We start from the raw sequence: 21057 nt of genomic DNA, 5'->3' as shown, positions 1-21057 counted from the left end.
TTATTTAAAGAGTTGTGAATTGCGAAGGTGGCGGAATTGGTAGACGCGCTAGCTTCAGGTGTTAGTGTCCTTAGGATGTGGGGGTTCGAGTCCCCCCCCTCGCACCACGACTTTTAATGAATTGAACTAAAAATTCAAAAAGCAGTACAACGGCGAGTAGCGCAGCTTGGTAGCGCAACTGGTTTGGGACCAGTGGGTCGGAGGTTCGAATCCTCTCTCGCCGACCAATTTTGAACCCCGCTTCGGCGGGGTTTTTTGTTTTCTGCTATTCCTGCCTCTGTTGCTAATCGCCGACAGCATTCCGCCAGCCTGTCGTGAATAAGTGACACTTAACCTTCTGATAAATAATAATATATTTCTTTCTGTTCCAGGGTGTCGTTTTCAGGAGACACTTTGTCCGCGATCGCGATACATTCTGCCCCTCTCGACCTGCCTGAATAGCATAATTTCCTTTTATCTTAAAAAGTTGGAGATCGGACAACTTCGGGATACAAACCTGGCACGTTGCATGCAATAATACATATGTAGATGCTCATTCCATCTCTTATGTTCGCCCTAGCGCCTCATAAACCCCGGAATGATGCAGAGCCATTTACGGTGCTTATCGTCCACTGACAGATGTCGCTTCGGCCTCATCAAACACCATGGGCACAACGTTGAGTGAAGCACCACAAGTTGTCGAACAGACCTGTTTAACGCCTGCTTTTTAGCAGGCGTTTTTTTATGCCTTATCTGCCGTAGCGCCTCAGGGTCCCCACGACAATCAGCAAGGCACAGGCCGAAACGCCATACAGCGCCTGCAGCGGCCCCCATACGTCAGCAATCAGTGCCGTGAGGCAGGTAAAGAGTGACGCACTGGCGGTTTGCCATCGCCACGCCCTGCCGCTGGCCGAAGAAACCTGGTCAGCCTGAAAGCTGCTCAGCAGGCTAAAAGTGCCCACCGCAAAAACGATATTTGAGGCCAGATGGGCGATAAATACTACCCCCAGCGCCTGCATCCCCGATAACAGGGGGATCGTTCCGTAAGCGAATAAAAAGAGGCCGAGGCAGGTCAGCAGGAGACGGTTTTGCCCGGCGTAGCGGGGCAGGCTCTCTCTCTTCAGCAGCAGCGGGCCGCACAGCTGCCCAAGGCTGCGGGCAAAGAGCAAGGGTAGAGCCAGCCCGGCGGCATCCTCCGGTTCGATCTGCTGCGCCAGCGCAGGCAATAGCGCCATCGCGGGCGATCCCACGGCGGCGAGGGCGGGAAGCAGTAACAGGCTGCGTTTTTGCTGCGGGGCCAGCGTCTGCCAGTGCACTGCCACCGGTCTTTCGGTTTCTGCTGCCTGTCCAGGCGCCAGAGAAGGCAACGCGCTGCCGGCGAGGAGCAACATCAGCAAGGAACCCACAAAGGTGAGCGCGTCGAACCCGAGGAGTGTCAGGGCGGGCAACTGGTGGAACAGCACCATACCCAGCCCGGTACCCAGCAGCACCTGCGACGCAAAAATCATCGTCTCCAGGCATGTCGCCGCGGGCAGCTCGGCTTCGGATAATCCCCGACGGAACAGCAGGGTCAGAGCCGGCCAGCTCATGCCCGCCAGAAAGGCCTCGGTGGACTGCACCGCCAGCAGCGCCACCATGCTGTGATACTGAATGCCCATCAGGGGAAACAGCAGGGCGAGCAGACCCAGCCACTCGGTCAGGACCAGCAGGCGGATGGGCGAAAAGCGCATACAGAGCCTCTCTCCAACGAGGCTGCCCACAAAGCCGGGTAGCATGGCAAACAGATATGCCAGGGTCAGTAAAGAGGCGGGAGCCTGCCAGTCCAGCAGCAGGCCAAAGACCATGACCTGGGTTAAGCCATTCCCCACAGAGGTAAAGAGAAAAGCGCAGGCCAGCAGGCGCAGCCAGCGATGGCTGCGGAGCGCGCGAAAAAGCGCGTACAAAAGCGTGTTCATGAAACGATCCTTTCAAAAACGATTTAGTCCACGCCGCAAAGGCGTGTGCAGGAAAAATGTTTAATGAAAGGAGGTCGTTACATTGGCGGAAGCGGTCTCATGAAGATGATGCAAAGAATGTAGCAAATAAAAAAGGAGGCCGTCAGGCCTCCTGGGTAATTATTGCTGCGGGGGATTGTTCTGCAACGTCATCAGCAGGCCATCGCGACGCATCGCGGCGGCTTCCTCTGGCAGATGAAGCTTGTCCAGCGTATCCGCCAGCCAGGCGTAATCGAACGCATCCGGGCGCTGTTTTAACGCGGCGCGGAAGGCGAGGCTGGCCTCTTTCCATTCGCCATGTTTTGCCAGGGACTGACCCAGGGTACTCCACAGCAACGGACGATCGCCCACGGTTTTGATCTGTTGGCGGAGCATCTTCTCGATCTGTTCCGGGTTATTGGTTTTCAGACGCGGGATCACCATCACCAGCCGATCGTCATACTGGCGCTTCAGGCCATCAAGAATGATGCTCTGCGCGGTATCGTGATCGTCACACTCAATCAGGTGCTCCGCCATCGCCACCTGCAGTGGCACCTGCTGGCGCGTTTTGCGACTCTGATTTTTCCACCACTCTTTCAGTCCATCGCTGCCCTGATCGGCGCGGGCCTGGTCCATCAGACCAATCCAGGCCTGACGTTGCAGGTCGTCGCGCTGCTCATCGTCACCCACGTCTGCTTTTGCCATCGACGGGATGATGTCCAGCAGCGAGCCCCAGGCGCCGGTGCGGATATAGGCTTGCTCAGCCAGACGCAGAACCTCCGGATGACGCGGGGCGATCTCCAGCAGACGATCGACGCCGTGTCGGGCGGCATGGTTTTCGTTACGCGCCAGCTGCAGACGCACCCGGGTGATCTCCACCGGGATCGGATCGTTTTCGGCCAGCTCGGAGGCACGCTCCAGATGCTGATTGGCGCGCACTTCGTCGCCGCGCTGTTGGGCCGCTTCGGCCGCCAGCAGGTAGTTGACCACCGGCTGTTCAGCGTGATCGGCGTTCTTCGACATCAGCTTCTCAACCTGCTGATAGTCGCCTTCGGCCAGCTTGAGCAGCGCCTGTTCGGTCTGCTTGCGGGCACGACGGCGTTTGCGGCCGACAAACCAGCTGCGGGTATGCGCCCCGGTGCGGAAGATGCGGCGCAGGATCCATTCGATCGCCAGAAACGCCACCATCACCAGGATCAGAATGATCACCAGCCCGGTGACGCTGGTTTCGATATTGTAGTTATCGGTCTGGATCAGCACGTAACCCTGATGACCCGCCAGCATAGGACCAAGCACGATCCCGGCGAGCAACAGTGCGAAGAGTAACAGGACTTTCAACATAATTACTCTCCTTGTGGCGCGCTGTCAGGGGCCGGAGCGGAAGCGGGGGCTTGCTCTGCGGCCACGCCCGGCTGTGCCAGCAGGTTGCGCACGCGCGTCTGCATCAGCTTCTCCAGAATCGGCTGGCTTTCCAGCTTATCCGGGACGTTCATGGTGATGTTCTGTTGGCTCAGTTTGTCCACATCTTCAAGGAAGGCCGTGGTAGTGGCATCGTCGGTATCGTAGTAGGCACGCACCCAGGTCGAGACGTTGTCCAGCGCCTGCTTGTAGGTCTCTTCCTGATGGCGAGGCACCGCCTGGGCGGCCACCAGCAGACGCGAGCGCAGGTTTTCGCGCAGGTAGACGTCCTGATTCGGGGCTAACAGCGGCACGGTGGTCTCATCGCGGCGGCGAACGGTGATAAAGCTGTCCATAAAGTTCTGCCAGCTTTTCTGCAGGTTGATGCGCCACTCGCTCAGCGAGCTGGAGAGTTCGCTGCTGTCGGAATCCATCGGGGAGTCGTCGTCGTTATTGTCTGCCAGACGCAGGTTATCGATCTGGTTCGACAGCTGATTCACTTTCAGAATGATGCCGTCGTAGTCCACCTGCGAAACGGTGCCCAGGCTGGCGATATCTTCGGTGAGGGCGCGACGGGCAGCGATCAGGCTCGGGTCGTTCATGTCTCCCAGGCTGGCATCGGCACTTTTCAGCAGCGCGGCGGCGGTTGTGACGTCCTGATCGCTCCACAGCTTACGCCCGGCCAGTTTGACGAGGAAATCCGCCTGCGCCAGCAGCCAGGTTTTGGCGTCGGTGCCGGAAATGGTGGCCACTTTTTGCTGCATCTCATCCAGCTGCTTCGTCAGCTCGGCCTGCTGACGGTTCGCGTCGGCCAGCTGGGCTGCCTGCTGTTTGATCACCGCATCCAGCTCGGCTTTCTGCGACTGCTGTGCCTGTTGCAGGGCAGTGACCTGGGTAACCAGCGCGTCGCTGGCGGCGGTCTGATTAGTGGCTTGCTTTTTCACCAGACCGTACAGGCCGATACCTGCAGCCAGCGCAATGGCGATAGCAATCGCGCTTAACGCCAGGCTGGTTTTATTGCTGCCATGCTTTTTCTCTGTCGTTTCTGGCTGTGGCGTGGTGTCCACAGTCTCCCTGGTCTCTTCAACCACGGCGGAGGATTTTTCTTGTTCCGTCATTATGGCTTCCCATTATGAGAGTTATTGTAATGCGCGCAGCAGCGCATCGTTGTCGGCGTTATCAGCGATCCGAATATCTTGCCAGCCCAGTTCCCGGGCGAGGTTCGCCAGACGCTCACTGACGACCAGAAGCCGACAGCGGAGTAACCAGTTTTCACGATACCATTGTGGCATCAGCGACCAGAGGTGTTGCAGCATTTCGCCGCTGGTCACCACCAGGGTTGTAACGCCGCGAGACTGCCAGCGCATCGCCTCTTCCGCACCGTCATAGTGTTTATTACATCGTTGATAACATTCACAAAATGTCACTTCTGCTCCGCGCTCACGCAGCGTGTCGCCCAGCAGTTCACGTCCACCGTTGCCGCGCAAAATCAGGGCGCGCTTCCCGACAACGGTTTGTAATTCAGGTAATTGTAGCAATACTTCGCTGATTTCCCGATCCAGCGGATAGCGGACGTCTTTGCCACTTTCGGTATGCAGCGCCAGGGCGGTGGTTCTGCCGATGGCGAAATAGCGTGGCGCGTCCGGCCAGCGCTGACCGTCCTGTTGCAGCCGGGCGTGGGCAAATTCCACGGCATGTTGTGAAAGGGCAAACAGCATGTCATCGGCCTGCAGCGTACCAAGATGACCGGCAAGCAGGGGCAGTTCCCGGCCCGGGGTGAACTCAATCAGCGGAAAGCTCCACGCCACCTGCCCCAGTGCGCGCAGACGGCTCACTAACTGATCTCCAGCGGGAGAAGGGCGGGTGACGAGAATACTCATGCCGGGGGTTCTCCGTTATAGACATCCGCGAGAATTTCACGCGCGCCGTTATCGAGCAGCTCTTCAGCCAGCGAAATACCCAGCTGTTCTGCATCCTGGGGATGACCACGGCGTTCGCCGCGTACCATCTGCGAACCGTCCGGCGCGCCAACCAGCGCGCGCAGCCACAGTTCGCCATCAATTAATTCAGCATAGCTGCCAATCGGCACCTGACATCCCCCTTCAAGGCGGGTATTCATGGCGCGCTCTGCCTGGACGCGGATGACCGTCTCGTCGTGATTGAGCGGCGCCAGCAGCGCATGGGTGCGGGTATCGTCGAGTCGGCACTCAATGCCCACCGCGCCCTGGCCCACGGCCGGCAGCGACTGTTCCGGTGGCAACGCCACCTTAATGCGCGACTCCAGACCCAGGCGTTTCAGACCGGCAACCGCCAGGATGATGGCGTCATATTCGCCATTATCCAACTTGCCGAGACGGGTGCCGACGTTACCGCGCAGGGAGCGGATAACCAGGTCCGGGCGGGACTCGGCCAGCTGGCACTGGCGGCGTAAACTTGACGTGCCAACGATGCTGCCCTGTGGCAAGGCATCCAGCGAGTCGTAGCGGTTTGAAACAAAGGCGTCGCGCGGATCTTCGCGCTCGCAAATGGTGACCAGCCCCAGTCCCTCAGGGAAATCAACCGGGACGTCCTTCATGGAGTGGACCGCGATATCAGCGCGATCCTCAAGCAGTGCCAGCTCCAGCTCTTTCACGAACAGGCCTTTGCCGCCCACTTTCGCCAGCGGTGTATCAAGAATGACATCGCCGCGCGTGACCATCGGCACCAGCTCAACCCGCAAGCCTTCATGGCAGGCTTCGAGGCGCTGCTTAACATAATGTGCCTGCCAGAGCGCGAGGGGGCTTTGGCGTGTGGCAATTCTTAAAACATTGTCTAACATGCTTGTTACCGTCTTAATCATCTACTGACCATCCTAACATTGTTGTCCTGGGAGTGTCAGTTTTACGGACGTTGAGGGGTTCAGGACAGGGCAGCGATAGAGGTTGCCTGCTGCCGTATTCAGGAATTTACACGTACAGAACGGTGCTACACTTGTATGTAGCGCATCTTTCTTTACGGTCAAACGGCAAGGTGTTAAATTGATCACGTTTTAGACCATTTTTTCGTCTCCGAGACCAGAAAGATAAGGGCGAAAAAGGGCGACGGTTACTTTCGAAATACTGTGAACGCGTAATCCTCGGTCCTGGTGAGGATTAGTGCCTTCTGAACATCAGGCGATACGTCTTGTACCTCTATATTGAGACTCTGAAACAGAGACTGGATGCCATCAACCAACTGCGTGTCGATCGCGCGCTTGCTGCGATGGGCCCTGCTTTCCAGCAGGTTTACAGTCTTCTGCCGACATTGTTGCACTATCACCACCCACTGATGCCGGGTTACTTCGACGGTAACGTTCCCAAGGGCATCTGCCTTTTCACGCCTGATGAAACCCAAGAACACTACCTGAAAGAGCTGGAGCTCTACCGTGGCATGCCGCCGCAGGAGTCCCCGAAAGGTGAACTACCGATCACCGGCCTCTACACCATGGGCAGTACCTCTTCGGTAGGGCAAAGCTGTTCTTCGGATCTGGATATCTGGGTCTGCCATCAGTCCTGGCTCGATAACGACGAGCGTCAGCTGCTGCAGCGTAAATGCAGCCTGCTGGAGAGCTGGGCGGCCTCGCTCGGCGTGGAAGTGAGCTTCTTCCTGATTGATGAAAACCGTTTCCGCCATAATGAAAGCGGCAGTCTGGGTGGTGAAGACTGCGGCTCGACGCAGCACATCTTATTGCTGGATGAGTTTTACCGTACCGCCGTGCGCCTGGCCGGGAAGCGTATTCTCTGGAGTATGGTGCCGTGCGACGAAGAAGAGCATTACGACGATTACGTCATGAAGCTCTACGCCCAGGGGGTCCTGACGCCAAACGAGTGGCTGGATCTGGGCGGCTTAAGCTCCCTGTCTGCCGAAGAGTATTTCGGTGCGAGCCTGTGGCAGCTGTATAAAAGTATCGATTCCCCGTACAAAGCGGTGCTGAAAACCCTGCTGCTTGAAGCCTACTCGTGGGAATACCCGACGCCGCGCCTGTTGGCGAAAGACATTAAACAGCGTCTGCATGATGGCGAGATCGTCTCTTTCGGTCTTGATGCCTACTGCATGATGCTCGAGCGCGTCACCGAATACCTGAAAGCCATTGACGATCCGACCCGTCTGGACCTGGTCCGTCGATGTTTCTATCTCAAAGTCTGTGAGAAGCTCAGCCGCGAACGCGCATGCGTCGGCTGGCGTCGTGAAGTGGTCAGTCAGTTAGTCAAAGAGTGGGGATGGGACGAAGAGCGTCTGTCGATGCTCGATAACCGTGCCAACTGGAAGATCGATCAGGTGCGTGAAGCGCACAACGAGCTGCTCGATGCCATGATGCAGAGCTACCGTAACCTGATCCGCTTTGCCCGTCGTAATAACCTCAGCGTTTCCGCCAGCCCGCAGGATATCGGTGTTCTGACCCGTAAGCTGTACGCCGCGTTTGAAGCGCTGCCGGGTAAAGTGACGCTGGTGAACCCGCAGATTTCGCCGGACCTGTCTGAACCAAACCTGACCTTTATCTATGTGCCGCCGGGTCGCGCGAACCGCACCGGGTGGTATCTGTACAACCGTGCGCCGAGCATGGATTCGATCATCAGTCATCAGCCGCTGGAATATAACCGCTATCTGAACAAGCTGGTGGCCTGGGCCTGGTTTAACGGCCTGCTGACGTCGCGTACCCGCCTGTTTATTAAGGGTAACGAGATCGTCGATCTCGCCAAACTGCAGGAGATGGTGGCGGATGTGTCGCATCACTTCCCGCTGCGTCTGCCTGCGCCGACGCCGAAAGCGCTCTACAGCCCGTGCGAAATTCGCCATCTGGCGATCATCGTCAACCTGGAATACGACCCGACGGCGGCGTTCCGTAATCAGGTGGTGCATTTCGATTTCCGCAAGCTGGACGTGTTCAGCTTTGGCGAGCAGCAAAACTGCCTGGTGGGCAGCGTCGATCTGCTGTACCGCAACTCGTGGAACGAAGTGCGTACCCTGCATTTCAACGGCGAGCAGGCGATGATCGAAGCGCTGAAAACCATTCTCGGCAAGATGCACCAGGATGCTGCTCCACCGGACAGCGTCGAGGTCTTCTGCTACAGCCAGCATCTGCGCGGCCTGATCCGTACCCGCGTGCAGCAGCTGGTCTCCGAGTGTATCGACCTGCGTCTCTCCAGTACCCGTCAGGAAACCGGCCGCTTCAAAGCGCTGCGCGTCTCCGGGCAAACCTGGGGCCTGTTCTTTGAGCGTCTGAACGTCTCGGTGCAGAAGCTGGAAAATGCCATCGAGTTCTATGGCGCCATTTCGCACAATAAACTGCACGGTCTGTCGGTACAGGTTGAGACTAACCACGTCAAGCTGCCGCAGGTGGTGGATGGTTTTGCCAGCGAAGGGATTATTCAGTTCTTCTTTGAAGAGTCGGGCGACGATGCCGGTTTCAATATCTATATCCTTGATGAAACCAACCGCGCCGAAGTGTATCACCACTGTGAAGGCAGCAAAGAGGAGCTGGTGCGCGACGTCAGCCGCTTCTACTCGTCCTCACACGATCGCTTTACCTACGGTTCCAGCTTCATCAACTTCAACCTGCCGCAGTTCTACCAGATTGTGAAGGTCGATGGCCGTGCGCAGGTGATCCCGTTCCGTACCCAAGTGATTGCAGCCGCACCGGCCAATCAGGACGCCAACACCCCGCTGTTGCAGCAGTATTTCTCCTGAGCCGCTGTGCCGGATGCGCTTTGCTTATCCGGCCTACGGTTCGAGCCGTTGTAGGCCCGGTAAGCGCAGCGCCACCGGGCAATAAACCTTAGCGGAAGCTCACCTCTTCGCCCGACTGCGTGGTCGCGGCCTGCTCAAGCAGATCCCAGAACGCTTCACCGCTGCGATCGCAAATCCACTCGTCGCCCTTGAGGTCGAAATGGTAGCCGCCCTGCTTGGTGGCCAGCCACACCTGGTGAAGCGGTTCCTGACGGTTAATAATGATCTTGCTGCCGTTTTCAAAGCTGATGGTCAGCACGCCGCCGTTGATTTCACAATCGATGTCGCTGTCGCCATCCCAGTCGTCAAGACGTTCTTCGATGGTTTGCCACAGGTTATCGGCGAGGCGATGGAATTCACTGTCATTCATGGTTCTGTTCCTGTTTTTCGTGATGGCGGCAGTATAACGCTAAATAATTCCGGTTGCAGGTTAGCGGCAAACTCTTGCTTTTGTGCCTTCTCCTGCGATGATAGAAAACAGAAAGCATGAACTTACAGGCAACCTGATAATGAAAAACGTTTTTGGAACGCTTGCCGTTCTCCTCGCACTGTTTAGCCTGAGTGGCTGTGGTCTGAAAGGGCCGCTCTATTTCCCACCGGCAGATAAAACCGCGCCACCACCGACCAAAAAAGCGCAAAGCCCCGTACAAACCACCATGCCAGATCGTAACGATCGCGGCGACAATGGCGGCCCAAGCCAGGTGAATTACTGACGCGCGTTGCGAACCGCGCAATGGAGTAAATAATGCAATTCTCTAAAATGCATGGCCTTGGCAATGATTTTATGGTCGTCGACGCGGTAACGCAGAATGTCTTCTTTTCTCCGGAGCTGATCCGCCGCCTGGCCGATCGGCACCTCGGGGTCGGGTTTGATCAGCTGCTGGTGGTTGAGCCGCCTTACGATCCCGATCTCGATTTTCACTACCGCATCTTTAATGCTGACGGCAGCGAAGTCTCCCAGTGTGGCAACGGCGCGCGCTGTTTTGCCCGCTTTGTCCGGCTGAAAGGGCTGACCAACAAGCGTGATATCCGCGTCAGCACTGCTAATGGGCGAATGGTGCTGAGCGTCACCGACGATGAGCTGGTGCGGGTCAACATGGGCGAGCCGAACTTCGAGCCATCGCAGGTGCCGTTCCGCGCCAACAAAGCGGAAAAGACCTATATCATGCGCGCCGCGGAACAGACAGTCTTGTGCGGCGTGGTCTCCATGGGGAACCCGCACTGCGTGATTCAGGTTGATGACGTCGCGACCGCGCCCGTTGAGACGCTCGGTCCGGTGCTGGAAAGTCATGAACGTTTCCCTGAGCGCGCCAATATTGGGTTTATGCAGGTCGTCACTCGCGATCACATCCGTCTGCGCGTCTTTGAACGCGGAGCTGGTGAAACACAGGCGTGCGGAAGCGGTGCCTGTGCGGCCGTCGCGGTGGGGATTGCGCAGGGTTTACTGGCGGAAGAGGTTCGCGTGGATTTACCAGGCGGCCGTCTTGATATCGCCTGGAAAGGCCCGGGCCAGCCGCTGTATATGACCGGCCCGGCGACACAAGTCTACGACGGGTTTATCCATCTATGAAACAACCAGGAGAAGAACTGCAGGAAACGCTGACGGAGATGGACGACCGGGCGGTTGTTGATTATCTGCTGCGCCATCCTGAGTTTTTCATTCGTAATGCCCGCGTGGTTGAAGAGATGCGCGTGCCACATCCGATCCGCGGGACGGTCTCGCTGGTCGAATGGCATATGGCGCGCGCGCGCAATCATATCAACCATCTGGAAGAGAATATCTCGCTGCTGATGGAGCAGGCCACCAGTAATGAGAGCCTGTTCTATCGTCTGCTGCACCTGCAGTCGCGACTGGCCTCCGCCAGCAGCCTGGACGAATTTCTGCTTCGCCTGCATCGCTGGGCGCGCGAGCTGGGGCTGGCCGGGGCGACCCTGCGCCTGTTCCCGGATCGCTGGCGCATTGGCGCCCCCTCCAGCTTTACCCATCTGGCGCTATCGCGGCAGGCGTTTGAGCCGCTGCGCATTCAGCGCATGGGGCATGAGAACCACTACCTCGGGCCGCTGCATGGCCCGGAACTGCTGATCGTTCTGCCGGAGGCCAAGGCCATCGGTTCGGTGGCGATGTCGCTGATGGGACGCGATGGCGATCTCGGGGTGATGCTGTTTACCAGCCGCGATCCGCAGCACTATCAGCAGGGACAAGGGACGCAGCTGCTCCAGGAGATCGCGCAGATGCTGCCCGAGCTGCTGGAGCGCTGGATTGAACGCGTATGACGGATGCTCTGCTGGCGCCTGCCGTCACGCGTTTTCTGCGCTATCTGGGCGTTGAGCGCCAGCTCAGCCCAATCACCCTGGTAAACTACCAGCGTCAGCTTGATGCCATCATGCAGCTGGCCGACGAGATCGGCCTGAGGAGCTGGCAGCAATGTGATGCCGCCACGGTGCGGACCTTTGCCGTGCGCAGCCGCCGAAAAGGGCTTGGCCCTGCCAGCCTCGCGCTGCGTCTGTCGGCCCTGCGCAGCTTCTTCGACTGGCAGGTAAGCCAGGGCGAGCTCAACGCCAACCCGGCCAAAGGGATCGCCGCGCCAAAAGCGCCGCGCCACCTGCCCAAAAATATCGATGTCGATGACGTTAACCGCCTGCTGGATATCGATCTCAACGATCCGCTGGCGGTACGGGATCGGGCGATGCTGGAGGTGATGTACGGCGCGGGGTTACGTCTTTCCGAGCTGGTGAACCTCGATATCAAACACCTCGATCTGGACACCGGCGAAGTGTGGGTGATGGGCAAAGGCAGCAAAGAGCGCCGCCTGCCCATTGGCCGTAACGCCGTGGCGTGGATTGAGCACTGGCTCGATCTGCGCGGCCTATTTGGCACCGAAGACGATGCGCTGTTCCTCTCGAAGCTCGGGAAGCGCATCTCGGCGCGTAACGTGCAGAAACGCTTTGCCGAGTGGGGGATCAAGCAGGGGCTGAACAGCCATGTTCATCCGCATAAACTGCGTCACTCGTTCGCCACGCACATGCTCGAGTCCAGCGGCGATCTGCGTGGGGTGCAGGAGCTGCTGGGCCACGCCAATTTGTCCACCACCCAGATTTATACCCATCTTGATTTTCAACACCTTGCCTCGGTGTACGACGCGGCGCATCCACGCGCCAAACGGGGGAAATAATGCGTTTTTATCGTCCATTAGGCCACATCTCAGCACTGACGTTCGACCTTGATGACACCCTTTATGACAACCGCGAGGTGATCCTGCGTACCGAGCAGGAAGCGCTGGCGTTTGTGCAAAACTACCATCCCGCGTTAAAAACGCTGGAAAACAAAGAGTTTCACCGCCTGCGCCAGGCGTTACGGCAAACCGAGCCGGAAATTTACCACGACGTCACCGAGTGGCGTCGCCGCGCCGTTGAGCAGGCGATGCTGAATGCTGGCCTGACCGCCGCCGATGCCGCGCTTGGCGCAGAAGCCTCGATGGCGCACTTCGCCCAATGGCGCAGCCGCATCGACGTCCCGCAGGAGACCCACGACACCCTGGCGAAACTGGGCGAGAAGTGCCCGCTGGTGGCCATCACCAACGGCAATGCGCAGCCGGAGCTGTTCGGCCTGGGCGACTACTTCGAGTTTGTACTGCGCGCGGGCCCGCACGGGCGCTCCAAGCCGTTCAACGATATGTACCATCTGGCGGCAGAGAAGCTCGACCTGCCGCTGGGGGAGATCCTTCACGTGGGCGATGACCTGACTACCGACGTTGCTGGCGCGATCCGCTGCGGGATGCAGGCCTGCTGGATCAAGCCGGAAAATGCCGATCTGATGCAGACCGCCGACAGCCGCCTGCTGCCGCATATCGAAATTTCACGGTTGGCATCCCTCACCACGCTGATATAATCACCAGTAGTATTGTATAAATTACCAGGGTTTTGCAGTTGTAGGCCCGGTAAGCGAAGCGCCACCGGGCGTTTTGCCGTGTTCCTGATTACTACGTGACGGTGCCAATGGACGTTTCTTACCTACTCGACAGCCTTAATGACAAACAGCGTGACGCGGTTGCCGCGACGCGCACCAATATGCTGGTGCTGGCAGGGGCGGGCAGTGGTAAGACACGCGTGCTGGTACACCGCATTGCCTGGCTGCAGAGCGTGGAGAACTGCTCGCCGTACTCGATTATGGCGGTAACCTTCACCAACAAAGCGGCGGCGGAGATGCGCCACCGTATTGCCCAGCTGATGGGCACCAGCCAGGGCGGCATGTGGGTTGGCACCTTCCACGGGCTGGCGCACCGCCTGCTGCGTGCACACCATCTGGATGCCAACCTGCCGCAGGACTTTCAGATCCTCGACAGCGAAGATCAGCTGCGCCTGCTGAAGCGCCTGATCAAGGCCATGAACCTCGACGAGAAGCAGTGGCCGCCGCGTCAGGCGATGTGGTACATCAACAGCCAGAAAGACGAAGGGCTGCGCCCGCACCACATCCAGAGCTTTGGCAACCCGATTGAGCAGACCTGGCAGAAGGTCTATCAGGCCTACCAGGAGGCCTGCGATCGCGCCGGACTGGTGGATTTTGCCGAGCTGCTGCTGCGCGCCCATGAGCTGTGGCTCAACAAGCCGCATATCCTGCAGCACTACCGCGAACGCTTCACCAACATCCTGGTGGACGAATTCCAGGATACCAACAACATTCAGTACGCATGGATCCGCCTGCTGGCGGGCGATTCCAGCAAGGTGATGATTGTCGGCGATGACGATCAGTCGATCTACGGCTGGCGCGGCGCCCAGGTGGAGAACATCCAGCGCTTCCTCAAGGACTTCCCGGGCGCGGAGACCATCCGCCTGGAGCAGAACTACCGCTCCACCAACAACATTCTGAGCGCGGCCAACGCCCTGATTGAGAACAACAACGGGCGTCTGGGTAAAAAGCTGTGGACCGAGGGCATCGACGGCGAGCCGATCTCGCTTTACTGCGCCTTCAACGAGCTGGACGAAGCCCGCTTCGTGGTCAACCGAATCAAAACCTGGCAGGACAACGGCGGCGCGCTGGAGAAGTGCGCCATTCTCTACCGCAGCAACGCCCAGTCGCGCGTGCTGGAAGAGGCGCTGCTGCAGGCCAGCATGCCGTACCGCATCTATGGCGGGATGCGCTTCTTCGAACGCCAGGAAATTAAAGACGCGCTCTCCTATCTGCGCCTGATTGCCAACCGTAACGACGACGCGGCCTTTGAGCGCGTGGTCAACACCCCCACGCGCGGCATCGGCGATCGCACCCTTGACGTGGTGCGTCAGACCTCCCGCGATCGCCAGCTGACCCTGTGGCAGGCGTGTCGCGAGCTGCTGCAGGAGAAGGCCCTCGCCGGACGTGCGGCCAGCGCGCTGCAGCGCTTCCTGGAGCTGATCGAAGCCCTGGCTCAGGAAACCGCCGACATGCCGCTGCACGTTCAGACCGACCGGGTGATTAAAGACTCCGGCCTGCGCATGATGTACGAGCAGGAGAAGGGCGAGAAGGGCCAGACCCGTATCGAGAACTTAGAGGAACTGGTGACGGCCACGCGCCAGTTCAGCTACAACGAAGAAGATGAAGACCTGATGCCGCTGCAGGCGTTCCTGTCCCATGCCGCGCTGGAAGCGGGCGAAGGGCAGGCCGACACCTGGCAGGATGCGGTCCAGCTGATGACCCTCCACTCGGCCAAAGGGCTGGAGTTCCCGCAGGTGTTTATCGTCGGCATGGAGGAGGGGATGTTCCCGAGCCAGATGTCGCTGGATGAGGGCGGTCGTCTGGAAGAGGAGCGTCGCCTGGCCTACGTCGGCGTGACCCGCGCGATGCAAAAGCTGACCCTGACCTATGCGGAAACCCGCCGTCTGTACGGCAAAGAGGTTTACCACCGGCCGTCGCGTTTTGTTGGCGAACTGCCGGAAGAGTGCGTGGAAGAGGTTCGTCTGCGGGCCAGCATCAGCCGCCCGGTCAGCCATCAGCGTCTGGGTGCGCCAGTCTCGGAAAACGACAGCGGATTCAAACTCGGCCAGCGCGTGCGCCACGCCAAATTCGGTGAAGGCACCATTGTGAACCTGGAGGGCAGCGGGGAACACAGCCGCCTGCAGGTGGCATTCCAGGGGCAGGGTATCAAATGGCTGGTGGCCGCTTACGCCCGACTGGAAGCAGTGTAACTTTCCGAAAAATATCACTATTTTTTAATAAGCTGCCAGGCTTAAACGCTGAAGGGCATTTAAAGTTCTTCAGCGTTTCGTTGCGTGTTGACGCCGCTGTGACTGCTGGCGTAACATGCGCGCACGATTACGCTAAGAGGACATTCGCCTTGGACACACCCAGTAGATGCTGGCTCAATTCCCTGTCATCCAGGAACAACTCCTAAGGCTATCTCCTCACGCTGATGCCCTTAGTGGTTGTCAGCGACAGTTATTCCCGTCGCGCTGAGTCAGGCTGTTTAATGGTCTGAAACCCAATTTGTTTCTGTGTGCCCACCGAACTGTCCGATATTTTTTGCATTGGGAGTCCCGGTCATGCTGAGCGCATTTCAACTGGAAAAGAACCGACTGATTCGGCTTGAAGCTGAAGAGTCACAACCCCTCATTGATGCCGTTTGGGTGGATCTGGTCGAGCCGGATGACGACGAACGCCTGCGCGTACAATCTGAACTTGGACAAAGCCTGGCCACCCGCCCGGAACTGGAAGACATCGAGGCGTCGGCCCGTTTCTTCGAAGACGAAGACGGTCTGCACATCCACTCCTTTTTCTTCTTCGAAGATGCGGAAGATCACGCCGGTAACTCTACCGTCGCATTCACCATCCGCGATGGCCGCCTGTTTACCCTGCGTGAGCGTGAACTGCCCGCGTTCCGTCTCTACCGCATGCGCGCCCGTAGCCAGGCGATGGTGGACGGCAATGCCTATGAGCTGCTGCTCGACCTGTTTGAAACTAAAATCGAACAGCTGGCGGATGAAATTGAGAACATCTACAGCGATCTGGAAGCGCTGAGCCGGGTGATCATGGAAGGCCATCAGGGCGATGAGTACGACGAAGCGCTTTCAACCCTGGCAGAGCTGGAAGATATCGGCTGGAAGGTGCGTCTGTGTCTGATGGATACCCAGCGCGCGCTGAACTTCCTGGTGCGCAAGGCGCGTCTGCCGGGCGGTCAGCTGGAGCAGGCGCGTGAGATCCTGCGCGATATCGAATCCCTGCTGCCGCACAACGAATCCCTGTTCCAGAAGGTGAACTTCCTGATGCAGGCGGCGATGGGCTTTATCAACATCGAGCAGAACCGCATCATCAAGATCTTCTCGGTGGTCTCGGTAGTGTTCCTGCCGCCTACGCTGGTGGCCTCCAGCTACGGGATGAACTTTGAGTTTATGCCGGAGCTGAAATGGAGCTTTGGTTATCCGGGAGCGATTGTCTTTATGGTGCTCGCCGGTCTCGCGCCGTATCTCTACTTTAAGCGCCGTAACTGGCTGTGATGGTTGCGCCCGGTGGCGCTACGCTTACCGGGCCTACAGATCCCGTAGGCCGGATAAGGCGCAGCCGCCATCCGGCAAAAAGCACTACAACCCTTTGCGCGTCCTGCGCTGGGTATAAATCGCATCTGCCACAAACACCGCCAGCGCCACCCAGATAAAGGCAAAGGTCACCATCTTATCCGCGCCCGGCACTTCGCCGTAGAACAGCACCGCCAGCAGGAACATCAGCGTCGGGCCGATGTACTGGAAGAAACCCAGCGTCGACAGGCGCAGACGCGTTGCCGCACCGGTAAAGCACAGCAGCGGGATGGTGGTGACCACACCGGCCGCCATCAGCATCACGTTCAGCGTCCACGGGTTACTGCCCATATGGCTGGTGCTGCTGTCGGCAATGCCGAACAGGTAAATCGCGGCCACTGGCAGCAGCCACAGGGTTTCAAACAGCATCCCGGTTTGCGCTTCAACTGCAATTTTCTTGCGCACCAGGCCATAGAAGGCAAAGCTGAACGCCAGCCCCAGGGCGATGACCGGCAGCGAGCCGAAGGTCCAGAGCTGAACCAGAACGCCGCAGAGGGCGAGGATCACCGCTAGCCACTGCATCCGGCGGAAGCGCTCGCCAAGGAACAGCATCCCCAGCACGATATTCACCAGCGGGTTAATGAAGTAGCCGAGGCTCGCTTCCAGCATATGATGGTTATTGACTGACCAGATAAACAGTAGCCAGTTGCCGCCAATCAATACGGCAGAGAGGGCCAGCAGGAAAATTTTCTTTGGCGTTTGCAGGAGCGTTTTCACCCCCGACCACTGACGGCTTACGCTCATCAGCGCCACCATAAAGAAAAACGACCAGATCACGCGGTGGGTAAGAATTTCGTCAGCGGGGACGTAGTGAATCAGCTTGAAGTAGGCGGGCGCGATACCCCAGATAAAATAAGCGGCAAGGGCGAGCAAAACGCCCTGCCGCGTCTGTTTAGCATCCATCAGGAAAATCCGTTACAAAAAAGTAACGCAATTTTACCCGATTTTACCTTCTCAACCCACCATATAAGTGGCGGTTGCGCTGGCGATATAAACCTGATCTTCGTTGTGTAGCTCGACGCGCGCGACCGCGACTTTATTGCCCGCCCGCAGCAGGCTGCTGCTGGCAGTAAAGCGATTCCCGCGGCCAGGGCGCAGATAATCGACGCGCAGGTCGATGGTGCCCATCCGCGACAGGCGCTGGCGCAGCTCGTCTTCGTTGATGGTGTCGTGGCGGGTCAGGGTGCTGCCGACGCAGACCAGACCAGCGGCAACATCAAGGGCAGAGGCGATCACCCCGCCATGGAGAATGCTTTGCGCCCAGTTACCGACCATCATCGGCTGGTTGTTAAAGCTCAGTTGGGCAAAATCTTTTTCGTAACGCTCCAGCTCGAGCCCCAGCGCACGGTTGAACGGCATATGGTAGACGAAGATCTCCCCGACAAGCTTCAGGGCCTGGTCGGCAGTTAGCGTGGCAGACATAGCGCGTCACATCCTTATTGTTAAAAGGCTGTTGATTTTATGCCTCATTAGTGTGAATTTCTACTTTCAGACCCCGGATATAAGCAGTTAATCATTAATTCTGTAAAATGAATAAACCATAACTATTCATTAAAACAATTTCGCAGGAGAGCATCACCGATGCGGATATATCAGGCCGGGTTCCTGGCGGCGGTTACGCTGCCCTCTGTGGCATTCGCGCAGGAAGCGGTAACTCAAGAGGTGCCTGCTGTACGGGGCAGCATCATCGCTAACCTTTTGGAAGAGCACGATAATCCTTTTACGCTCTATCCCTATGACAGCAACTACCTCATCTACACCGCCACCAGCGACCTCAATAAAGAGGCGATCCGCACCTATGACTGGGCCGACGATTCGCAAAAAGATGAGGTGAAGTTTCAGCTGAGCCTTGCCTTCCCGCTATGGCGCGGCATTTTGGGGCCGAATTCGATTCTCGGTGGCTCCTACACGCAAAAATCCTGGTGGCAGCTGTCGAACAGCGATGAATCTTCGCCGTTTCGTGAGACCAACTATGAGCCGCAGCTTTTCCTTGGCTTTGCCACCGATTACTCGCTGGCGGGCTGGACCCTGCGGGACGTGGAGTTTGGCTACAACCACATGTCTAACGGCCGCTCCGACCCAACGTCGCGCAGCTGGAACCGCCTCTATACCCGCCTGATGGCGCAGAACGGCAACTGGCTGGTGGAGGTGAAGCCCTGGTACGTGGTGGGCAACACCGACGATAACCCGGATATCACCAAATACATGGGCTACTACCAGCTGCGGGTGGGCTATCAGCTGGGCGAAGCGGTGCTGAGCGTGAAGGGTCAGTACAACTGGAATACCGGCTACGGCGGCGCGGAGATGGGCGTCAGCTACCCGTTGACCAAACATGTTCGTTTCTATACCCAGGTCTACAGCGGTTACGGCGAATCGCTGATCGACTACAACTTCAACCAGACCCGCGTCGGCGTGGGCGTGATGCTGAACGATCTTTTCTAGCCTCCTCGAATGTTTTTGTCTTAAACGTTGAAGTTTCTCTCGCAGGCGCTGAAAATAGCGCCTGTTTTTATTTCAGGCAAATGGGGTTGATGTGGTGCAGGCGGAAGTCGTAAATCAGGAGTTGCTGGCTAAACAGGTTTTGCACGAAACCTTTGGCTACCAGCAGTTCCGCCCGGGCCAGGAAACCATCATTAACACTGCCCTTGCGGGCCGTGACTGTCTGGTGGTGATGCCGACCGGCGGCGGGAAATCCCTTTGCTATCAGGTTCCCGCCCTGGTGATGAACGGCCTGACGGTGGTGGTATCACCGCTGATCTCGCTGATGAAAGATCAGGTCGACCAGCTGCTGGCGAACGGCGTTGCGGCGGCCTGTATCAACTCCACCCAAACCCGCGAGCAGCAGCAGGAAGTCATGGCCGGGTGCCGCACCGGGCAGGTGCGTCTGCTGTATATCGCCCCGGAACGCCTGATGCTGGATAACTTCCTTGAGCATCTGGCGCACTGGAATCCGGTGCTGCTGGCGGTGGACGAAGCGCACTGTATTTCCCAGTGGGGTCATGATTTTCGTCCGGAGTACGCGGCCCTCGGTCATCTGCGCCAGCGTTTCCCCGAGCTGCCGTTTATGGCGCTCACCGCCACCGCCGACGACACCACCCGCCAGGATATTGTTCGTCTGCTGGGCCTTAACGATCCGCTAATCCAGGTCAGCAGCTTCGACCGCCCGAATATCCGCTACATGCTGATGGAAAAATTCAAGCCGCTGGATCAGCTGTTGCGCTATGTCCAGGAGCAGCGCGGCAAGTCGGGCATCATCTACTGCAACAGCCGGGCGAAGGTGGAAGACACCGCCGCGCGACTGCAAAGCCGGGGTTTCAGCGCAGCCGCCTATCATGCCGGGCTGGAAAACCACATTCGCGCCGAGGTGCAGGAGAAGTTCCAGCGCGACGACCTGCAAATCGTGGTGGCGACCGTCGCCTTTGGGATGGGCATCAACAAGCCGAACGTGCGCTTTGTGGTGCATTTCGACATTCCGCGCAATATCGAATCCTACTATCAGGAGACGGGCCGCGCCGGGCGTGACGGCCTGCCTGCGGAAGCGATGCTGTTCTACGATCCGGCCGATATGGCCTGGCTGCGCCGCTGCCTGGAAGAGAAACCGCAGGGGCCGTTGCAGGATATCGAGCGCCACAAGCTCAACGCGATGGGGGCCTTTGCCGAAGCGCAAACCTGCCGCCGCCTGGTGCTGCTGAACTATTTTGGCGAGGGGCGCCAGGAGCCGTGCGGCAACTGTGATATCTGCCTCGATCCGCCGAAGCAGTACGATGGCCTGATGGACGCGCGTAAGGCGCTCTCCACCATTGGCCGCGTCAATCAACGCTTCGGTATGGGCTACGTGGTGGAGGTGCTGCGCGGTGCCAACAACCAGCGTATCCGCGAGATGGGTCATGACAAGCTGCCGGTCTACGGTATTGGTCGCGATCAGAGCCATGAGCACTGGGTGAGCGTCATCCGTCAGCTGATCCACCTCGGTTTTGCGACCCAGAACATTGCCCAGCACTCTGCGCTGCAGCTCACCGAAGCTGCCCGCCCGGTGCTACGTGGCGTCGTGGAACTGCAGCTGGCCGTGCCGCGCGTGGTGGCGCTGAAACCGCGGGTGATGCAGAAATCTTACGGCGGTAACTACGATCGCAAGCTGTTCGCCAAGCTGCGTAAGCTGCGCAAAGCCATCGCGGATGAAGAGAATATCCCGCCGTACGTGGTGTTTAACGACGCGACGCTGATTGAGATGGCCGAACAGATGCCGCTCAGCGCCAGCGAAATGCTCAGCGTCAACGGCGTCGGCACGCGTAAGCTGGAACGTTTTGGTAAAGAGTTTATGGCGCTGATTCGTTCCCATACGGATGGCGATGATGAGGAGTAGTCAGTCCGGCAAAAAAGTGCCAGGATGATGACTCCCTGAACTATTTCCCCGCGAGTT

At 58.3% G+C, this 21057-nt stretch carries 19 protein-coding genes and 2 tRNA genes; 13 read left to right on the top strand and 8 right to left on the bottom strand.

From position 1 onward, the window contains the following. Nucleotides 1-21 precede the first annotated feature (21 nt). Nucleotides 22-107: transfer RNA gene (locus ES815_RS09025), tRNA-Leu, on the top strand. Nucleotides 108-150: 43 nt separating this feature from the next. Further along, a tRNA-Pro gene (locus tag ES815_RS09020) sits at nucleotides 151-227 on the top strand. A gap of 501 nt (nucleotides 228-728) precedes the next feature. Here the strand turns inward: ES815_RS09020 and ES815_RS09015 are convergent. The 5 genes from ES815_RS09015 to hemC form a co-directional block, all read right to left on the bottom strand. Continuing rightward, entirely contained in the window at nucleotides 729-1934 is a 1206-nt protein-coding gene (locus ES815_RS09015; RefSeq protein WP_142487522.1) for an MFS transporter, read from the bottom strand. Nucleotides 1935-2093: 159 nt separating this feature from the next. Continuing rightward, nucleotides 2094-3293 (bottom strand): protoheme IX biogenesis protein HemY, encoded by a 1200-nt coding sequence (gene hemY, locus ES815_RS09010; protein WP_142487521.1) that lies wholly within the window; start codon nucleotides 3291-3293, stop codon nucleotides 2094-2096. A 2-nt stretch (nucleotides 3294-3295) separates the two neighbouring features. After that, the gene (gene hemX, locus ES815_RS09005) at nucleotides 3296-4468 is read right to left on the bottom strand and encodes a uroporphyrinogen-III C-methyltransferase (RefSeq protein WP_142487520.1); all 1173 of its coding nucleotides are present in this window, start codon (nucleotides 4466-4468) and stop codon (nucleotides 3296-3298) included. A gap of 21 nt (nucleotides 4469-4489) precedes the next feature. Then, nucleotides 4490-5230, bottom strand: a complete 741-nt coding sequence (hemD, locus tag ES815_RS09000; RefSeq protein WP_142487519.1) for a uroporphyrinogen-III synthase — start codon at nucleotides 5228-5230, stop codon at nucleotides 4490-4492. Beyond that, a complete protein-coding gene (gene hemC, locus ES815_RS08995; protein ID WP_142487518.1) occupies nucleotides 5227-6168 on the bottom strand; it encodes a hydroxymethylbilane synthase in 942 nt (313 codons plus the stop codon). Before hemC ends, hemD begins: the two co-directional genes overlap by 4 nt. Before the next feature lie 344 nt (nucleotides 6169-6512). Between hemC and cyaA the strand changes: the two genes are divergently transcribed. After that, a complete protein-coding gene (cyaA, locus tag ES815_RS08990; RefSeq protein ID WP_142487517.1) occupies nucleotides 6513-9056 on the top strand; it encodes a class I adenylate cyclase in 2544 nt (847 codons plus the stop codon). Nucleotides 9057-9144: 88 nt separating this feature from the next. Here cyaA and cyaY read toward each other — a convergent pair whose 3' ends face one another. Further along, nucleotides 9145-9465 carry an iron donor protein CyaY gene (gene cyaY / locus ES815_RS08985; protein ID WP_142487516.1) on the bottom strand — a complete coding sequence of 107 codons (321 nt, stop codon included), beginning with the start codon at nucleotides 9463-9465 and terminating at the stop codon, nucleotides 9145-9147. Nucleotides 9466-9604: 139 nt separating this feature from the next. Between cyaY and lptM the strand changes: the two genes are divergently transcribed. From lptM to corA, 8 genes are all read left to right on the top strand, one after another. After that, the gene (lptM, locus tag ES815_RS08980) at nucleotides 9605-9808 is read left to right on the top strand and encodes an LPS translocon maturation chaperone LptM (protein ID WP_106995931.1); all 204 of its coding nucleotides are present in this window, start codon (nucleotides 9605-9607) and stop codon (nucleotides 9806-9808) included. Nucleotides 9809-9840: 32 nt separating this feature from the next. Next, nucleotides 9841-10665 carry a diaminopimelate epimerase gene (gene dapF, locus ES815_RS08975; protein ID WP_142487515.1) on the top strand — a complete coding sequence of 275 codons (825 nt, stop codon included), beginning with the start codon at nucleotides 9841-9843 and terminating at the stop codon, nucleotides 10663-10665. After that, nucleotides 10662-11369 carry a DUF484 domain-containing protein gene (locus tag ES815_RS08970; RefSeq protein ID WP_142487514.1) on the top strand — a complete coding sequence of 236 codons (708 nt, stop codon included), beginning with the start codon at nucleotides 10662-10664 and terminating at the stop codon, nucleotides 11367-11369. Before dapF ends, ES815_RS08970 begins: the two co-directional genes overlap by 4 nt. Further along, on the top strand, nucleotides 11366-12268 hold the full coding sequence (xerC, locus tag ES815_RS08965; RefSeq protein ID WP_142487513.1) for a tyrosine recombinase XerC: 903 nt from the start codon (nucleotides 11366-11368) through the stop codon (nucleotides 12266-12268). Before ES815_RS08970 ends, xerC begins: the two co-directional genes overlap by 4 nt. Further along, a complete protein-coding gene (gene yigB, locus ES815_RS08960) occupies nucleotides 12268-12984 on the top strand; it encodes a 5-amino-6-(5-phospho-D-ribitylamino)uracil phosphatase YigB (RefSeq protein WP_142487512.1) in 717 nt (238 codons plus the stop codon). Before xerC ends, yigB begins: the two co-directional genes overlap by 1 nt. A 107-nt stretch (nucleotides 12985-13091) precedes the next feature. Next, nucleotides 13092-15254, top strand: a complete 2163-nt coding sequence (gene uvrD, locus ES815_RS08955) for a DNA helicase II (protein ID WP_142487511.1) — start codon at nucleotides 13092-13094, stop codon at nucleotides 15252-15254. Next, on the top strand, nucleotides 15215-15460 hold the full coding sequence (ysgD, locus tag ES815_RS24130) for a YsgD/CorL family protein (protein WP_350223562.1): 246 nt from the start codon (nucleotides 15215-15217) through the stop codon (nucleotides 15458-15460). Before uvrD ends, ysgD begins: the two co-directional genes overlap by 40 nt. A gap of 148 nt (nucleotides 15461-15608) precedes the next feature. Further along, nucleotides 15609-16559 carry a magnesium/cobalt transporter CorA gene (gene corA, locus ES815_RS08950; RefSeq protein WP_142487510.1) on the top strand — a complete coding sequence of 317 codons (951 nt, stop codon included), beginning with the start codon at nucleotides 15609-15611 and terminating at the stop codon, nucleotides 16557-16559. A gap of 84 nt (nucleotides 16560-16643) precedes the next feature. On the opposite strand, the gene rarD is transcribed toward corA, so the two are convergent. Then, nucleotides 16644-17540: an EamA family transporter RarD gene (gene rarD, locus ES815_RS08940; protein ID WP_142487509.1), complete on the bottom strand. Its 897-nt coding sequence runs from the start codon at nucleotides 17538-17540 to the stop codon at nucleotides 16644-16646. A 51-nt stretch (nucleotides 17541-17591) separates the two neighbouring features. Continuing rightward, entirely contained in the window at nucleotides 17592-18059 is a 468-nt protein-coding gene (gene yigI, locus ES815_RS08935; RefSeq protein WP_142487508.1) for an acyl-CoA thioesterase YigI, read from the bottom strand. Nucleotides 18060-18218: 159 nt separating this feature from the next. On the opposite strand from yigI, the gene pldA reads away from it, so the two are divergent. Next, on the top strand, nucleotides 18219-19079 hold the full coding sequence (pldA, locus tag ES815_RS08930; protein ID WP_142487507.1) for a phospholipase A: 861 nt from the start codon (nucleotides 18219-18221) through the stop codon (nucleotides 19077-19079). Nucleotides 19080-19170: 91 nt separating this feature from the next. After that, nucleotides 19171-21000 carry an ATP-dependent DNA helicase RecQ gene (recQ, locus tag ES815_RS08925; RefSeq protein WP_142487506.1) on the top strand — a complete coding sequence of 610 codons (1830 nt, stop codon included), beginning with the start codon at nucleotides 19171-19173 and terminating at the stop codon, nucleotides 20998-21000. The last annotated feature ends 57 nt before the right edge of the window (nucleotides 21001-21057 follow it).

This window comes from Leclercia adecarboxylata (assembly GCF_006874705.1).
GTDB classification, from domain to species: Bacteria; Pseudomonadota; Gammaproteobacteria; order Enterobacterales; family Enterobacteriaceae; genus Enterobacter; species Enterobacter adecarboxylatus_C.
Note: the sequence above shows the minus strand (reverse complement) of the source record. Positions and strands in the feature narration are given on the sequence as shown.

Coding starts and splice junctions, on each gene's coding strand:
- ES815_RS09015 (WP_142487522.1), bottom strand. CDS start 1,934: ATGAACACGCTTTTGTACGCGCTTTTTCGCGCGCTCCGCAGCCATCGC.
- hemY (WP_142487521.1), bottom strand. CDS start 3,293: ATGTTGAAAGTCCTGTTACTCTTCGCACTGTTGCTCGCCGGGATCGTG.
- hemX (WP_142487520.1), bottom strand. CDS start 4,468: ATGACGGAACAAGAAAAATCCTCCGCCGTGGTTGAAGAGACCAGGGAG.
- hemD (WP_142487519.1), bottom strand. CDS start 5,230: ATGAGTATTCTCGTCACCCGCCCTTCTCCCGCTGGAGATCAGTTAGTG.
- hemC (WP_142487518.1), bottom strand. CDS start 6,168: ATGTTAGACAATGTTTTAAGAATTGCCACACGCCAAAGCCCCCTCGCG.
- cyaY (WP_142487516.1), bottom strand. CDS start 9,465: ATGAATGACAGTGAATTCCATCGCCTCGCCGATAACCTGTGGCAAACC.
- lptM (WP_106995931.1), top strand. CDS start 9,605: ATGAAAAACGTTTTTGGAACGCTTGCCGTTCTCCTCGCACTGTTTAGC.
- dapF (WP_142487515.1), top strand. CDS start 9,841: ATGCAATTCTCTAAAATGCATGGCCTTGGCAATGATTTTATGGTCGTC.
- ES815_RS08970 (WP_142487514.1), top strand. CDS start 10,662: ATGAAACAACCAGGAGAAGAACTGCAGGAAACGCTGACGGAGATGGAC.
- xerC (WP_142487513.1), top strand. CDS start 11,366: ATGACGGATGCTCTGCTGGCGCCTGCCGTCACGCGTTTTCTGCGCTAT.
- yigB (WP_142487512.1), top strand. CDS start 12,268: ATGCGTTTTTATCGTCCATTAGGCCACATCTCAGCACTGACGTTCGAC.
- uvrD (WP_142487511.1), top strand. CDS start 13,092: ATGGACGTTTCTTACCTACTCGACAGCCTTAATGACAAACAGCGTGAC.
- ysgD (WP_350223562.1), top strand. CDS start 15,215: ATGGCTGGTGGCCGCTTACGCCCGACTGGAAGCAGTGTAACTTTCCGA.
- corA (WP_142487510.1), top strand. CDS start 15,609: ATGCTGAGCGCATTTCAACTGGAAAAGAACCGACTGATTCGGCTTGAA.
- rarD (WP_142487509.1), bottom strand. CDS start 17,540: ATGGATGCTAAACAGACGCGGCAGGGCGTTTTGCTCGCCCTTGCCGCT.
- yigI (WP_142487508.1), bottom strand. CDS start 18,059: ATGTCTGCCACGCTAACTGCCGACCAGGCCCTGAAGCTTGTCGGGGAG.
- pldA (WP_142487507.1), top strand. CDS start 18,219: ATGCGGATATATCAGGCCGGGTTCCTGGCGGCGGTTACGCTGCCCTCT.